This is a genomic window from Bacillus sp. JJ1127 (assembly GCF_036965845.1).
Taxonomy (GTDB): domain Bacteria; phylum Bacillota; class Bacilli; order Bacillales; family Bacillaceae_G; genus Bacillus_A.
This window is the reverse complement of record NZ_JBALQK010000006.1, coordinates 1-15,545: the sequence shown is the minus strand read 5'-3', so window position 1 is coordinate 15,545 and position 15,545 is coordinate 1. Positions and strand designations below refer to the sequence as shown.

17 protein-coding genes are annotated in these 15,545 nt (G+C 35.8%); 12 read left to right on the top strand and 5 right to left on the bottom strand.

Annotated elements, in window-relative coordinates; genetic code table 11:
- Positions 1-174: 174 nt before the first annotated feature.
- On the bottom strand, positions 175-1,041 hold the full coding sequence (locus V7183_RS00925; RefSeq protein WP_097896711.1) for a DUF1002 domain-containing protein: 867 nt from the start codon (positions 1,039-1,041) through the stop codon (positions 175-177).
- A gap of 187 nt (positions 1,042-1,228) precedes the next feature.
- Between V7183_RS00925 and V7183_RS00920 the strand changes: the two genes are divergently transcribed.
- A complete protein-coding gene (locus tag V7183_RS00920; RefSeq protein ID WP_097896709.1) occupies positions 1,229-1,666 on the top strand; it encodes a peptidylprolyl isomerase in 438 nt (145 codons plus the stop codon).
- Positions 1,667-2,045: 379 nt separating this feature from the next.
- Positions 2,046-2,414: a GNAT family N-acetyltransferase gene (locus V7183_RS00915; RefSeq protein ID WP_097896707.1), complete on the top strand. Its 369-nt coding sequence runs from the start codon at positions 2,046-2,048 to the stop codon at positions 2,412-2,414.
- 20 nt (positions 2,415-2,434) lie between these two features.
- Here the strand turns inward: V7183_RS00915 and V7183_RS00910 are convergent, their stop codons facing one another.
- Positions 2,435-2,953: a DUF309 domain-containing protein gene (locus tag V7183_RS00910; protein ID WP_335358430.1), complete on the bottom strand. Its 519-nt coding sequence runs from the start codon at positions 2,951-2,953 to the stop codon at positions 2,435-2,437.
- Positions 2,954-3,046: 93 nt separating this feature from the next.
- Positions 3,047-3,142 (bottom strand): YjcZ family sporulation protein, encoded by a 96-nt coding sequence (locus V7183_RS00905; RefSeq protein ID WP_335358429.1) that lies wholly within the window; start codon positions 3,140-3,142, stop codon positions 3,047-3,049.
- A gap of 169 nt (positions 3,143-3,311) precedes the next feature.
- On the opposite strand from V7183_RS00905, the gene V7183_RS00900 reads away from it, so the two are divergent.
- The 6 genes from V7183_RS00900 (at position 3,312) to phnF (ending at position 8,589) form a co-directional block, all read left to right on the top strand.
- Positions 3,312-4,046 (top strand): segregation/condensation protein A, encoded by a 735-nt coding sequence (locus V7183_RS00900; protein ID WP_097896702.1) that lies wholly within the window; start codon positions 3,312-3,314, stop codon positions 4,044-4,046.
- Between the two features lie 138 nt (positions 4,047-4,184).
- Positions 4,185-4,739, top strand: coding sequence for an SMC-Scp complex subunit ScpB (gene scpB / locus V7183_RS00895; protein ID WP_373605242.1), 555 nt, complete (start codon positions 4,185-4,187; stop codon positions 4,737-4,739).
- Between the two features lie 79 nt (positions 4,740-4,818).
- On the top strand, positions 4,819-5,721 hold the full coding sequence (locus V7183_RS00890; RefSeq protein WP_335358428.1) for a ComEC/Rec2 family competence protein: 903 nt from the start codon (positions 4,819-4,821) through the stop codon (positions 5,719-5,721).
- Between the two features lie 271 nt (positions 5,722-5,992).
- The gene (gene nagA / locus V7183_RS00885) at positions 5,993-7,135 is read left to right on the top strand and encodes an N-acetylglucosamine-6-phosphate deacetylase (RefSeq protein ID WP_335358431.1); all 1,143 of its coding nucleotides are present in this window, start codon (positions 5,993-5,995) and stop codon (positions 7,133-7,135) included.
- 4 nt (positions 7,136-7,139) lie between these two features.
- The gene (locus tag V7183_RS00880) at positions 7,140-7,928 is read left to right on the top strand and encodes a glucosamine-6-phosphate deaminase (protein WP_335358427.1); all 789 of its coding nucleotides are present in this window, start codon (positions 7,140-7,142) and stop codon (positions 7,926-7,928) included.
- Positions 7,858-8,589, top strand: a complete 732-nt coding sequence (phnF, locus tag V7183_RS00875; RefSeq protein ID WP_097896695.1) for a phosphonate metabolism transcriptional regulator PhnF — start codon at positions 7,858-7,860, stop codon at positions 8,587-8,589. Before V7183_RS00880 ends, phnF begins: the two co-directional genes overlap by 71 nt.
- A 74-nt stretch (positions 8,590-8,663) precedes the next feature.
- Here the strand turns inward: phnF and V7183_RS00870 are convergent, their stop codons facing one another.
- Positions 8,664-9,482 (bottom strand): HAD family hydrolase, encoded by an 819-nt coding sequence (locus V7183_RS00870; protein ID WP_335358426.1) that lies wholly within the window; start codon positions 9,480-9,482, stop codon positions 8,664-8,666.
- Positions 9,483-9,646: 164 nt separating this feature from the next.
- Between V7183_RS00870 and glcT the strand changes: the two genes are divergently transcribed.
- The 4 genes from glcT to ptsP all read left to right on the top strand — a co-directional run bounded on the left by glcT (position 9,647) and on the right by ptsP (position 15,004).
- Positions 9,647-10,495 (top strand): glucose PTS transporter transcription antiterminator GlcT, encoded by an 849-nt coding sequence (glcT, locus tag V7183_RS00865; RefSeq protein ID WP_097896691.1) that lies wholly within the window; start codon positions 9,647-9,649, stop codon positions 10,493-10,495.
- Between the two features lie 337 nt (positions 10,496-10,832).
- The gene (ptsG, locus tag V7183_RS00860; protein WP_097896689.1) at positions 10,833-12,893 is read left to right on the top strand and encodes a glucose-specific PTS transporter subunit IIBC; all 2,061 of its coding nucleotides are present in this window, start codon (positions 10,833-10,835) and stop codon (positions 12,891-12,893) included.
- A gap of 135 nt (positions 12,894-13,028) precedes the next feature.
- Positions 13,029-13,292 (top strand): phosphocarrier protein HPr, encoded by a 264-nt coding sequence (ptsH, locus tag V7183_RS00855; RefSeq protein WP_000411078.1) that lies wholly within the window; start codon positions 13,029-13,031, stop codon positions 13,290-13,292.
- Positions 13,292-15,004: a phosphoenolpyruvate--protein phosphotransferase gene (gene ptsP, locus V7183_RS00850; RefSeq protein WP_335358425.1), complete on the top strand. Its 1,713-nt coding sequence runs from the start codon at positions 13,292-13,294 to the stop codon at positions 15,002-15,004. Before ptsH ends, ptsP begins: the two co-directional genes overlap by 1 nt.
- 196 nt (positions 15,005-15,200) lie before the next feature.
- Here the strand turns inward: ptsP and V7183_RS00845 are convergent, their stop codons facing one another.
- On the bottom strand, positions 15,201-15,419 hold the full coding sequence (locus V7183_RS00845; RefSeq protein ID WP_097896686.1) for a hypothetical protein: 219 nt from the start codon (positions 15,417-15,419) through the stop codon (positions 15,201-15,203).
- Positions 15,420-15,545 lie beyond the last annotated feature (126 nt).

The window sequence follows — 15,545 nt, the reverse complement described above, 5'->3', positions numbered from 1 at the left end:
CAAAAAGTGACCTGCACTCTTTTTCCCTTTTTGTTTTCACTTGGCATGGAATAGGAAGAGGATCTAACCGCTTCTATGCATCGGCGGATCCTCTTTCCCCCCAAAAAGAAAGGGGTTATGTCGGGTTTTAATTTGGATTTATATAGAAAAAGCTCGTCAATGACGAGCTTTTTCTTACTTAAACAACGATTTAATAAAATCAATGATACTGGAGAAGAAATCTTTTACTTTATCTAGGAATCCTTGTCCTTCTTCAGACCCTAAGAAGGCTGAAACATGATCTTTCGCTTTATTTAATTGGCTACTAACTTGGTTCCAGTCAATATTTAAATTTTTCATTTTATCAAATAGTGAAACTAAGCTATCTAATTGCTCATCTGTTAACGTAATACCAAGCTGATCGGCGACTTTTTTGATCAGTGTACGTAAATCTTCTGTTGTTTTTGGCTGCTCTTTAGCAATTTCTTCTTTTACTTTTGTGACAAGTTGAACAGCTTTGTCCTCACCGATTTTGTCACCAAGTTTCGCCGTTTGTACCATTTCTTCATTGGCTACTTTTTTTACTTCATCAGGAATTTCTTTTTTCGATGTTGTTTCGTAAGCTTTCATTAAACCTGTTAAAGCAGCTGTTCCTGATACTTTAAATGGCGCTGTGATTTGAATCTCAGCATCTTTCACACCTGCTGTAATTAACGCGTTTGTGTACATTGCATCTGTTACCCAATTGATGTTTTTCGTTCGTACAATAAGACCAGATCCTGGTTTTGTGTACGTAATCATAGAAGAGGAAATAGCTTTCGTACCAATTTGTGATTTCGGAACGATACCCTCTAGAAATTTATGTTCTTCGGCATTAGATACAGTAATAACTTGTGCATCTTTTGGTGCTTTCATTTCTTTCAAAAGATCTTGCTTTTGTTGTTCAGATAAATTTTCTCCTAATGTAACAATTGATTCTCCCTCAATTATGTCTGCAAATGAAGCTGTTGGAATCATAAATACCGTAACAGCTAATAGCAGAGCTAATAATTTCGTTTTCACGAAAAATCGCTCCCTTTCTCTTTCTGGAATTTTCGGGCAACAAAGTTATTATAGTACATTTTTCGTATTTGTCATCTGTCTTCTTCTAGATTTCAAAAAAGAAGTATGAAGATTGTCGGATTCTTTTTGTTTCTGGGCATGAATATGGTAATATAGTGCTGAGATAGTTGAAAGGAGACATATACGTATGAAAACTTTAGGATACATATTAATGGAAAATGGTGAAAAAATCGAATTAGAATTTTTCGCAGAGGAAGCACCAAAAACAGTAGAAAACTTTAAAAAATTAGCGGACAAAGGATTTTATGATGGTGTTACATTCCACCGCGTTATTCCTGGTTTTGTAAGCCAAGGTGGAGACCCAACAGGAACAGGTGCAGGTGGCCCTGGTTATTCTATTCCATGTGAAACTGAAGGAAACCCTCACAGACATGTTGTTGGATCACTTTCTATGGCACACGCTGGCCGTAATACAGGTGGTAGCCAATTCTTCGTCGTTCATGAGCCGCAACCACATTTAGATGGTGTACATACTGTATTTGGTAAAGTTACAAGCGGAATTGAAACAGTATTAAACATGCGTCAAGGCGATGTAATGAAAGAAGTTAAAGTTTGGGAAGAATAAGTTAAAGAGAGCTAGTTAGCTCTCTTTTTTTGTTTGCAAAAAATAAGTTGCTCATTATCAATTGGAGATTTTTTATTTTACAAACAGGAATTGGAGGGTAACATGCAGTAAATGATAAAGTGGGAGGACGAATTTTTTTACATTAAAATGATGTTATGCTGAGAACGGTCTTTCGCAAACATACATAGAATATGGTAGAGTTTCGTATGATTAATGAGTTTATGTACAGTTGACTTTCCGGATTTCTCTTTGTATGATTATCAAGTTGCTTTGACAGCCCTTCTCACTATAGTGAAAATATTGTAAAATAGATATGATATAGAAATAGTGGTTAAGGGGATAAATGGTTTGTAACTTTTGCTAAGAAGGGATAAGGTTTATGTTAATTCGTTTTAAAAAAAGTTATGAAAAGATTGCAATGGGGCTTCTTTCTTTTATGCCAACTGAAAAAGATGTGAAAACATTACAATTGACAATGAAAGAATATGATACAAAAGACAATTGGCAATTGTATTTGTGGAAACAAAATGATGATTTTGTTGGGATAGTTGGGGTTATTAAAAAGGAAGATCATGTATTAGAAATTCAACATCTTAGTGTGAATCCATCTCATCGTCATATGGGAATTGGGACAAAGATGGTTCAAGAATTAAAAGATAAGTTTCATGGTGTTACAATTTGTGGGAATGAGCAAACAGCTAGTTTTTGCGAAAAATGTAAGGGATTTGAACAAAATATACATTCATGAAAGCAGAGATGGAAATGTAATCATCTCTGCTTTCTTTTTGTTAGTTGTTCGTTTCGCTCGAAAATGATAGCGTCTCGATTACGCAATGTGTGCTTGTGGATAATATATTCACTAGGTAGAGAATGAATATTTTTCCAAGGGAGGCCATTTTCAGAGCATAATTGTACGCATTTGTTTTCTAAAGCGGCATCTGAAAAAGGTAAAAATATAGGTGTAAAAGTTGCTTTTGCAAGAATAGACTGTAATTGTTTTTGGAGTAAAGATAAAAGTTGTTGATCATTTAGTCCTAATGAATTTATGTGATCACGTTCTTTTTCTAAGATGGAAATTGCGCTTTTCATCATTTTTGCCGCACCATTCCAATTTGATCGTCTTTGATGGTATAAAGAAACGGCAATTTGAATGAAACCAACCCAGTAGTTATCACGATCTCCTCGTGGCTTTAATTTCCAATGCTCCTCTAGCACCTCATGACATTCAAAATAATCGTAGTCTCCGTGAAAATGAATTAAAAACTGTATGTATGCTTTAGGATACATCTTTTTCGCTCCTGTCTAACGGTTTTATGTACAGTTTATCATATAAGTAGTAAACGGCTAGAGAAGTTCTCTAGCCGTTTACTACAGTCTGCATTAGCAGAAGCAAGCCGCTCCTACAATGATTAATAAAATAAATAGTACAACAAGTAAAGCGAAACCGCCGTGAAAACCACAATCAAAATGGCTCATAGTTTTTGTACCTCCTACATTGTTCTTACTACACTGTTATCATATGAAGAGGTGGGCATTATTGCATGGGCAGGTGTCTATTTTAAATTAAATTTCTCAAAAAGGTTGGATAGAACATAAGTATGCTCTATACTTATGTTGTTATAGAAAAAATGTGGTGGGATGTTTTGTGCAATATAATTTTAAAGTTGAGGCTTTTGAAGGGCCTTTAGATCTATTGTTACATTTAATTCATCGCTATGAAATTGATATATACAATATTCCTGTAGCGGAAATTACAGAGCAATATTTATCTTACATTCATACGATGAAAGAATTACAATTAGATGTTGCAAGTGAGTATTTGGTGATGGCTGCAACGCTATTGCAAATTAAAAGTAAGATGTTGTTACCGAAACAAGAGGAAGATGTACATGATAATGGTGAAGACTTTATAGATGACCCTCGTCAAGAGTTAATGGAGCGGTTAATTGAATATAAAAAATATAAGCAAGTTGCTACTGAGTTAAAAGAGAGAGAACAAGAAAGAGCACAGCTGTATACACGTCCACCAATCGATTTTACATCGTTTCAGCAGGAAGAGGAGACGAATTTACCTCTAGATGTTACGCTATATGACATGTTAGCAGCGTTTCAAAAACTTATACGCCGTAAAAAATCACAGCGTCCAGTAACAACGCGGATTACTCGTCAGGAAATATCAATTGAACAGCGTATGACTGATATTTTACAGCAATTAGATACAGTAAGTGGGCGTCAAAGTTTTTATGATTTATTTGCTGATGAAGAGCGTGAAGTAATGGTGGTAACATTTTTAGCTATACTTGAGCTTATGAAAAATCAACAAATTGTTATTGAACAAGAGCAAAATTTTGATGAAATCTTTTTGTCACGATCTAATTAAAGTTTTGCCGCACCGTTTGGAACGATAAAAGGAATGTTGAACCGGACGCAATTTATTGTGATTCGGCTTTTTTTATGGGTACTTTTGGTGAGGAAAAGGTATGAGAAAGGAGATTGTACATTGGAAAGAAAAGAAAGAATGGCAATTATTGAAGGACTTCTATTTGTTGCTGGGGATGAAGGGATTTATCCAGAACAAATTGCAAAAGTACTTGAAATTGAAGTGAAAAATGTAGTTCAAATGGTTGAAGAGATGCAAAAAGAATGGGAAGGGCTGCAGCGAGGATTACAAATTGTACAATTTGCGAAAGTGTACCGTCTAGTAACCAAAAAAGAACATGCGCTATATTATCAAAAGTTAATGGATGCACCAACGGCAGCTTCTCTTTCTCAGGCAGCTCTTGAAACATTGGCGATTGTTGCTTATCGTCAGCCAATTACAAGAACGGAAATGGAAGAGATTCGTGGTGTGAAAACGGACAGAGCATTACAAACACTAGTTTCACACTTACTTATCAAAGAAATTGGCAGAGCTGAAGGGCCAGGGCGTCCTATTTTATATGGCACGACAAAAGAGTTTTTAGATACGTTCGGATTGCAAACATTAGATGATTTACCTGTTCTTTCAGAGGAGAATGAACAAATGAATGAAGCAGACCTATTCTTTGGTTCCTTGCAGGAATTATCAAAATGAAAGCTTAGCACTTCGCTAAGCTTTTTTTGTATATGAAATACACAGCGTGTCATACTAAATGAAAAAAAGGAGACGAATTATGAAAGGCGTACGGATTATTCTATTGCTAGTTTCTGTTTTATTATGCTGTTCATTAAACAGCACATCTGCTAAAAGATATATGATGTCTGTTCATACTGCGTCTTCTTTTGCTGTGCAACGTCCACATTTAGGAAAAATGAAAGTGAGTTTTTTTAAGGTAGGACAAGGTGATGCCACGCTAATTACTTTACCGAATGGTCAAACGATGTTAATTGATGGGGGTCCTTATGAAGCGGGAGAAGAAATTATTCAAAAATTAATTGAAAAGGGAATTAACCATTTAGACGTAGTAGTAGGGACTCATCCAGATATGGACCATATAGGCGGACTTATTCCAATTATAGAACAAATGCCGGTATCGCTTGTATTAGATAGTGGGAAAACGTATAGTTCTTTTACATATCATACGTATAGAAGCAATATTAAAAAGAGAGGAATTCCGTTTGTTCGTGTAAAACAAGGACAACATATCCCAGTAGATCCCCATGTGTCCATTCAAGTGTTAAACAATGGAAAATCAAAGGATGAAAATAATGAATCCTCCATTGTTCTAAAGATTCGATATGGTAAGGCTGATTTTTTATTAATGGGAGATGCTGATATACAAACTGAAAATAAAATATTAAAGCAGTATGATGTACATGCAGATGTATTAAAAGTAGGTCATCATGGTTCATACACATCAACGAGCGAAGTATTTTTGAAAAGGGTGGATCCTTCATTTGCTATTCTTTCTTACGGTAGCAAAAATCCATATGGTCATCCTCATCAAAGTGTGGTAAAGAGATTGAAAAGATGTGGTGTAATGGTGTATGGAACAAATAAACGAACAGTGGAGATGGAGACAGACGGGGAGCATATTTCAATATGGTCAAATATACCGCTTCCACTGTTAAAGTAGAGAAGTAGTTAAGAACCTATAAATGCTGAGCAGGGAAATGAAAATAAAGGATTATGATTAACTTGCATAAAAGGTTCATTGTCTCCTTTTGGAAAAAAAGAATAATATATATTATAATTAAAGAAGAAAACAAATAAATTTCCTTTTTTACCGAAAGAAGAGGAAATTTCCATTTAAATGTATAGACAACTACTCGTGTGTATATTAAGATGGAATTAGACAAATAGGTACTAATAACAAGTAGGTATTTCATGGGAAAGGATCGATGAAAATGAAAACGCAAGTTGTCATCAATGCCAAAGTTTATACAGGCCAAGAAGTAATGGAAAGAGGATTTATTCGTTACGCAGAAACAATTAAAGAAATTGGTTTGATGGCTCAATATGTATCACAAGAAAATGAAACTGTTTTTGATGCAGAAGGAAAAATTGTGATTCCGGGTATGATTGATGTTCATATTCATGGTGGATACGATATTGATGCGATGGATGCAAATAGTGATGGTTTAGTAACTCTTGGTAAAGAAATGTTAAAAGAAGGAGTTACAACTTACTTCCCAACAACAATGACACAAGCTCCAGAAGCAATTGAAGCGGCATTAAGTGCTGCAAAAGAAGCGAAAGAAAAAGGAGCACATTTTGAATATATTCACTTAGAAGGACCATATGTTTCAAAAAAACGTGCGGGAGCACAACCTCTTGAACATATTGTTCCTGCCAATATTGAACAATTTAAACAATGGCAAGAAGTAAGTGGCAATTTAATTAAATTAGTCACATATGCACCAGAAGAAGAAGGGGCGGAAGAATTTGAAGAGTATCTTGCTGAAACTGGTGTTGTTGGCACAATGGGACATACAGATGCAATTGAAGCACAATTAAAAAACAGAAAAATTACACACGCAACACATTTATATAATCAAATGCGAGGTTTACATCATCGTGAACCAGGGGTTGTTGGTCATGTGTTATTAAATCCAGATGTAATGGTTGAAATTATTACAGATGGTATTCACATTCACCCAGATATGGTGAAACTGGCATATAAATTAAAAGGTCCGAAAAAAGTAAGTGTTATTACTGACGCAATGCGTGCAAAGGGTCTAGAAGATGGATTATATGAACTTGGCGGACAGCCTGTACATGTAAAAGATGGTAGTGCTCGATTAGAAGATGGAACGTTAGCTGGTAGTATTTTGAAAATGGACCAAGCGTTCCGAAATGTAATTGAATTTACAGGATGTTCAATTGAGGATGCTGTACTTATGACATCAGTTAACCAAGCGGAAGAATTTGGATTAAATAGAAAAGGTGCATTAGCGGTAGGTAAAGATGCAGATTTTGTTGTCATGACAGAAGATTTACATGTATATGATACAGTTCGATTAGGAATCCATATGAAAGAAGGGAAGTAAATAGATGGATATTCTTGTTGTAAAAACTTCAGAAGAATTAGCAGAAGCAGGCTATAAATTAATTGAAGAAGTTATAAACTCAAAAGAAAAACCAACACTAGGAATGGCTACAGGAAGCTCTCCACTGGGGATTTATGCAGAAATGCGAAAAAATAAACTTGATACAAGCCGTGTAACCACTGTAAACTTAGATGAGTACGTAAATTTACCAAATGAAGATAAAAATAGCTATTATTACTTTATGCAAGAACAGTTGTTTGACTATCTTCCATTTAAAGAAACTTATGTACCAAATGGGATGGCAAGTGATTTAGAAGAAGAATGTAAGCGCTATGAACACATTCTAGCAGCTAACCCAGTTGACCTACAGATTCTTGGAATCGGTGAAAACGGTCACATCGGATTTAACGAGCCAGGAACAGCTTTTGATTCTCCAACTCACATTGTAGAATTAACAGAGTCTACTCGCCAAGCAAACCTTCGTTTCTTCGAAAAAGAAGAAGATGTGCCAACTCATGCAATTACAATGGGGATTGGGAGCATCATGAAAGCGAAGCAAATTCTACTTATTGCTATGGGACCGAAAAAAGCAGAAGCAATTAAGGAATTATTGCAAGGTGAATATAGCGAAGCGTGTCCTGCTACAATTCTGCAACGTCATCCGAATGTAACCGTAATCGCTGACCCAGAAGCTCTATCTTTATGCAGTGAGGCGATTGCTGATGAACATCGACAAATATTCACCATTTCCGATCTATTATCAGATTCAAGAGTGGGTGAAACAGCTAATTGAGGACGGTGAATGGAAGCCGGGAGATAAAATTCCATCTGAGAATGAACTTTGTGATAAGTTCGAAGTAAGTCGCATGACAATCAGACAGGCAATTAATAACTTAGTGGAACAAGGCTATTTATATCGAAAACGTGGAATTGGAACGTTTGTTCAACTTCCAAAAGTGGAGCAAAAGCTGCAAGGGATGACGGGATTTACAGAAGATATGCTTTCTCGTGGTCTGAAACCAAGCAGTCAATTATTAAGTTTCGGCTTAGTTCCTGCTACTGCTAAAATAGCAGACCGGCTTAGAATACAAGAAGGAGAATCGGTTTATGAAGTGAGACGTATTCGTTTAGCTGATGATGAGCCGATTGCTTTTGAGACGACATATTTGTCGCCAACTCTTGTAAAAGATATTAACGAAGAAATTTTGCAACAATCTTTATACGAACATTTGGAGCAAAAGTTAGGTTTTAAACTTATTCGTGCTACGCAAGCAATTGAAGCATCCATTGCAACAGATAATGAGGCTGATCATTTGCATATTCCTAAAAAGGCGCCTGTACTTGTAATGAGGCAATGGTCATATGCAGAGGGTGAATTACCGTTAGAATATGTGAAATGTATTTATCGTGGTGATCGTTATAAGTTTATTACGAGTATTTCACGAAATAAGTAATATACTTTATGTTGTGATGTACAGTGAAATTTCGACTTGTTTGGTATTTAGAGGAATAAAAATACGACTCATTCTTATATGGAGTGAGTCGTGTTTTTATTTTGCTTTGAGTTGTAAGCTAGCACGTGTTCGATAGCGTCTTTTACAGAGTCTACGACATAATGTGCATGTTCTTTCACTGCATCATGAGCTTGTGACATGGCAAAGCTATGAGGTGTTAAATTGAACATAGGAATATCATTGTAAGAATCACCGATACAAGCGATTTCTTCAGGTTTTACTTGAAACTCTTGTAATAAAATAGAGATGGCTGATCCTTTGCTAATATTTGGCGGCATGACATCTAAGCATTGCTCAGCCGAGATAAAAGTACTGACTTTGCCGCTGAATTTCTCATCAATTTTTTTCTGAAGTACTTGTAAGTCTTCGTTTGTGCCACCAACAGAAATTTTATTTGGGAAGATCGTATCATCAATTTTTTGTAATAAATTTGGTTCTTCAACAGAAGTCATCATCACTTGTTTTTCAAGCTCATGGATAAAAGGTGTTTTTTCTTCAATGTAATAATTATGTTCATCACTTACATAACGAAAATACGGTTTTTCTTTTGTTATTGATAACAGCTCAGGTAAAATGCTGGAATCAAACGTGGCAGACAGTAGTTGTTTATTTTCATATGTATATACAAAAACACCGTTCACACTGATGCGGTGAAATTGAGTACCAACTTCTTTCATTAAACCAGCAATTTCATTATCAAGCCTGCCAGAGGCGAAAGAAAGAATTACATTTTGCTCTGCGAGACTACGAAGTGCGGCAATATCTTGTTGATCAATGCCCCCCCCATGTTGCATCATCGTACCATCTATATCGCTTACAAACATTTTAATCATGTTGCCCTCTCCTTTCTATGTACACCTGTTCTTATATTATACGCATCTTATACAATCATGTCTAAAAAACAACTTTTTCTAAAATGGTAGATGTTTGCATTGACGAAAAAGAAGGATGTTCTGTAACATAAAAGTAGGTTATTTAAGGACGAGGGTGGTGTTATATGAATAATTATCTAGAAATTAAAAAAGTTTTAAATAATAATGTCATCATTGCGAGCCATCCGGAACATGAGGAAGTAGTAGTGATCGGCAAGGGAATTGGATTTGGGAAGAAAGCAAAAGATGTGTTAGAGGCGGAACAAATTGAAAAAATGTTTGTTTTAAAAAATGAACGGGATCGTGAACAATATAAGCTTTTAGTGCCACACGTGAGCGAAAAGTTAATTGAACTGATGAATGATATTATGCTATATATTCAAGAGAAGGTACAATCGCCATTAAACGAACACATTCATATTGCCTTAACAGATCATATTTCTTTTGCGATTAAAAGACTAAAACAAGGCTTTACAATGGATAATCCTTTTTTAGTTGAAACAAAAATGTTATACCCAGAAGAATATGAAATTGCTGAAGGAGTTGTGCAGCTCCTGAATTCTCGTTTGCACATTACATTACCAGAAGGAGAAATTGGTTTTATTGCACTTCATATTTATAGCTCGCTCACAAATTCTGATTTATCTTCTGTTAATCAAAACTCTCGTCTTATTGCACAGCTCGTTTCTTTAATTGAAAGAAATCTACATCTTACATTAGAGCGAGAAAGTATTCATTATTTACGCCTTATTCGTCATTTACAATATGCAATTGAACGGGTGAAAAAGGGAGAAAAGGTAGAAGAAGCACAAGGGTTTGCTGATTTATTAAAAGCAGAGTATCCTGTTTGTTATAATTTAGCTTGGAAGCTTGTGAAGGTGATGCAGCAGGAATTACAGCTTCCTGTGTACGAAGCGGAAAGCATTTATTTAACGATGCACTTGCAAAGATTAGTAAAAGCAGAGCATGTGTAAAAGACACGTATTTTTGTCTAAAATGAAAACGTTAGAAAAAATGATTGAATCGCTTACAATTGTTATGTATAATAAATCTTGCACAGTTATACAAATTTCGACAAACAAGTTAAAGCAAATAACGAAAACGTTTGCTTTAAAATAGTGAACTTATACGTAAACCTATTTTTGACACGTGTTACTGATTCGATCAGGCATGAGTGGAGAAAAGTAAGGAATGCAAGCTAGATAAAGGGACATACTACCCTTTGTATAGCTATCGTTCTATCTTTTTTTCCTCATGCCTTTTTGACGTTTGTCGAAAAGCATCAATATAGATAAGAGAGGAAGTGTTTCTATGTTTAAGAAGATCTTTGGTGTTCTTCAAAAAGTCGGAAAAGCGCTTATGCTTCCAGTAGCGATTTTACCGGCTGCAGGTATTTTACTTGGATTTGGTAATGCATTTCAAAATCCACAGTTAACAAATCTAGTTCCTGCTTTAAAGGCAGATTGGTTTGTTCTAGTTGCAAAAATTATGGAACAATCTGGTGATATTATTTTCGCAAACCTTGCATTATTATTCGCAGTAGGGGTTGCCATCGGATTAGCAGGTGGAGACGGAGTAGCTGGGTTAGCAGCCTTCGTTGGATACTTAATCATGAACAAAACGATGAGCGTATTCTTAGGAGTAGAGAAATTTGTTACAATTACAAGTGACAAAATTCCAGTTAAAACTGGTTTTACAGATCCAGCATATGCAAATGTATTAGGTATCCCAACGCTTCAAACGGGAGTGTTTGGGGGTATACTTGTAGGTATATTAGCAGCATATTGTTATAATAAGTACTTTAATATTGAATTACCACCATACTTAGGATTCTTTGCTGGTAAACGTTTCGTGCCAATTGCAACAGCAACATTCTCGTTAATTTTAGGGATTGTAATGTGCTTTGTTTGGCCTCCAATTCAAGGCGGTTTGAATGCATTCTCGCATCAAATGATTGATGCAAATAAAACATTGGCAGCATTTATATTCGGTTTAATTGAGCGATCGTTAATTCCATTTGGATTGCATCATATTTTCTATGCACCATTCTGGTTTGAATTTGGTCAATATACAAATGCCGCAGGTGACATTATCCACGGTGACCAAAAGATTTTCATGGCACAGTTAAAAGATGGCGTGGAATTAACAGCTGGTACATTTACAACAGGTAAATATCCGTTCATGATGTTCGGTCTTCCAGCAGCAGCGTTAGCGATGTATCATGAGGCACGTCCAGAAAATAAAAAACTGGCAGCTGGTATTTTAGGATCTGCTGCGTTAACATCTTTCTTAACAGGTATTACAGAACCACTTGAATTTTCATTCTTATTCGTAGCACCAGTATTATTCGGAATACATGCTGTATTCGCTGGTTTATCATTTATGACTATGCAAATTTTAGGCGTTAAAATCGGGATGACATTCTCTGGTGGTTTTATTGACTTTATGTTATTTGGTGTATTACCGAATCGTACTGCATGGTGGTGGGTAATTGTTGTTGGTCTTGTATTAGCAGTGATTTACTACTTCGGATTCCGCTTTGCAATCCGTAAATGGGATTTAAAAACACCAGGTCGTGAAGTAGTGGCGGATACTGATGGAGCAGGAACAGTAGAAGCAGGCGAGCTTCCAGGTGAGATTTTAGTAGCACTTGGCGGAAAAGAAAACATTGCTTCTTTAGATGCTTGTATTACACGTTTACGCGTTCAAGTAAAAGATCAAAAGGATGTAAATAAAGATCGTTTAAAAGAGCTTGGAGCAGCAGGTGTTCTTGAAGTTGGTAACAATATTCAAGCTATATTCGGTCCAAAATCTGATACGTTAAAATCACAAATTCAAGATATTATGGCAGGTCGTGCAGTGCATGTTGCAAAAGAAGAGCCTGTAAAAGCGAAAGAAACTGTACAACAAACTGATACAAATGAAACAATTGTATCTCCAATTGAAGGTAAAATTTTACCGATTACAGAAGTACCTGATCAAGTATTTTCAGGGAAAATGATGGGCGATGGGTTCGCAATTGAGCCAACAGAAGGAACAGTAGTTTCTCCAGTTGACGGTGAGATTGTCAATGTATTCCCAACAAAGCATGCAATTGGTATTCAATCTGAAGCTGGAAAAGAAATTTTAATTCACTTTGGTATTGATACTGTAAAATTAAATGGTGAAGGTTTTGAAACACTTGTAGCACAAGGTGATAAAGTGAAACAAGGACAACCATTATTGAAAGTGGATATAGCATTTGTAAAAGAAAATGCACCATCTATTATCACACCAATTATTTTTACAAATTTAGGGCAAGGACAACAAGTTGAGCTGAAAAAAGAAGGTAATGTCAAGAAAGGCGAAGCCGATATTATTGACATTCAGTAAGAAATTGACGCAAAATGTTTATAATTATACTAGGCGATGTGGTTGACCGAACATCGCCTAGTATATACAATAGATGATGTAGTACTCACGTCTATACAACCGAAAAAATACTGTATTTAAAGGAGATAAATTATTATGGAAAAAATCTTTAAAGTAACTAGCGACTCTGGAATTCATGCTCGTCCAGCAACTCTACTTGTAAACACTGCAAGCAAATTCGGTGCTGACATTAACTTAGAATATAATGGTAAGAACGTTAACTTAAAATCAATCATGGGCGTTATGTCTTTAGGTATTCAACAAGGCGCAGAAATTAAAATCACTGCAAATGGTGATGATGCAGCTCAAGCACTAGCAGCTATCGAAGAAACTATGAAAAACGAAGGCTTAGGAGAGTAATGACTCTTAATATTCAAGGGATCGCTGCATCAAGTGGGATTGCTATTGCGAAGGCTTTCAGACTTGAGAATCCTGAGTTTAACATTGAAAAGAAAACCATTTCGAACGAAGCTGCAGAAATTGCACGCTTAGAAGCTGCGCTTGAGAAAGCAAAATCTGAACTAGAAGCTATTAAGGACCATGCTTTTGTTGAGTTAGGTGCTGATAAAGCTGCTATCTTTGAAGCACATTTATTAGTATTGAATGATCCAGAATTAGTAAATCCAGTGAAAGATAAAGTAAATAATGAAAAAATAAATGCTGAATTTGCAATGGACGAAGTTGCAACAATGTTCATTACTATGTTTGAAAACATGGATAACGAATATATGAAAGAGCGTGCGGCGGATATTCGCGACGTGACGAAACGTGTTCTTGCACATTTACTAGGAATTAACTTCTCAAATCCAAGTACAATTTCTGAAGAAGTAATCATTATTGCTGAAGATTTAACACCATCTGATACAGCTCAATTAAACCGCAAATATGCAAAAGGTTTCACAACTGATATTGGTGGACGTACATCTCACTCTGCAATTATGGCTCGCTCTATGGAAATTCCAGCTGTTGTTGGTACAAAAGTTGTTATGGAGAAAATCCAGAACGGTGATATGGTAATCATCGACGGCTTAGATGGAGAAGTAATTGTGAACCCATCTGAAGAAACTCTTCGTGCTTTCGAAGAAAAGAAAGCAAAATTCGAAGAACAAAAAGTAGAATGGGCTAAACTAAAGGATCAACCAACTGTAACAAGCGATGGACATCATGTTGAGCTTGTTGCAAATATCGGTACACCAAACGATGTACAAGGTATTATTGACAATGGTGGAGAAGGCGTTGGTTTATACCGTACAGAATTTTTATACATGGGCCGTGACAATCTTCCAACAGAAGAAGAACAGTTCGAAGCGTATAAAGCAGTTCTTGAAGGTGTAAAAGAGGGTCAACCAGTTGTTGTTCGTACACTTGACATTGGTGGAGATAAAGAGCTTCCATACTTACATTTACCAAAAGAAATGAACCCATTCTTAGGTTACCGTGCAATTCGCTTATGCCTTGAAGAGCAAGATGTGTTCCGTACACAACTTCGTGCATTACTTCGTGCAAGCGTATATGGTAATTTAAAAATTATGTTCCCAATGATTGCAACTCTTGATGAATTCCGTCAAGCAAAAGCAATTTTATTAGAAGAGAAAGAAAGACTTGTTCAAGCTGGTACAACTGTTTCTGACGCTATTGAAGTAGGTATGATGGTAGAAATCCCTGCTTCTGCGGTATTAGCAGACCAGTTTGCTAAAGAGGTTGATTTCTTCTCTATTGGAACAAACGACTTAATTCAATACACAATGGCTGCAGACCGTATGAATGAGCGTGTATCTTACTTATACCAACCGTATAACCCATCAATTTTACGTCTTGTAAAAATGGTTATCGATGCTGCTCATAAAGAAGGAAAATGGGCTGGTATGTGCGGTGAGATGGCAGGAGATTCACTTGCAATTCCATTATTACTTGGATTAGGACTAGATGAGTTTAGTATGAGTGCAACATCTATCCTTCCTGCAAGAACACAACTAAGCAAGTTGTCAAAAGCAGATATGCAAGAGTTAGCACAAAAAGCATTAACTATGTCAACTGCTGAAGAAGTTGTTGAATTAGTGAAAAGCATCTAATAAGAAAAAAAACCTGAGCCGATGAAATCGGTCTCAGGTTTTTTTAGCAAATCGCAATTATATCATCTATTAGGCATATTAGAACGTGAACTACCCACCACTTAAATTCTAATGAATTTTGAGGTGGGAGTATTACTCTCTGCAAATAGTGGGATAAAAACAAAAAAGACCATCCTCATTAATAAAAAGGCAGTCTTTACACTTTTTTGCTTTTATATAAAACGATAATATACACCGGAAGAGCTAAAAGTAATGGTGCGATAAAGTGTGAGGTATGTAGTCCCTCTTCTACTTGGAATGCTTTTTCTTTTGGAAATTGTAGTATTGCAATATTCATAGCATCACCAATAAAGTATAGAAGCAGTACAGTTACGGCATAGCTTAAAAATGCAATAAAGCTTCCATATGAATTCAATGAAAATCCCTCTCTTGTTATCTATTTGTTACTATTGTATCATAATTGTAACAAAAAATCACCCTATATTTCGAGAGGTAAATAAAATTCGACATAATACGTCATGTTTAATTATAGATAAGAAGT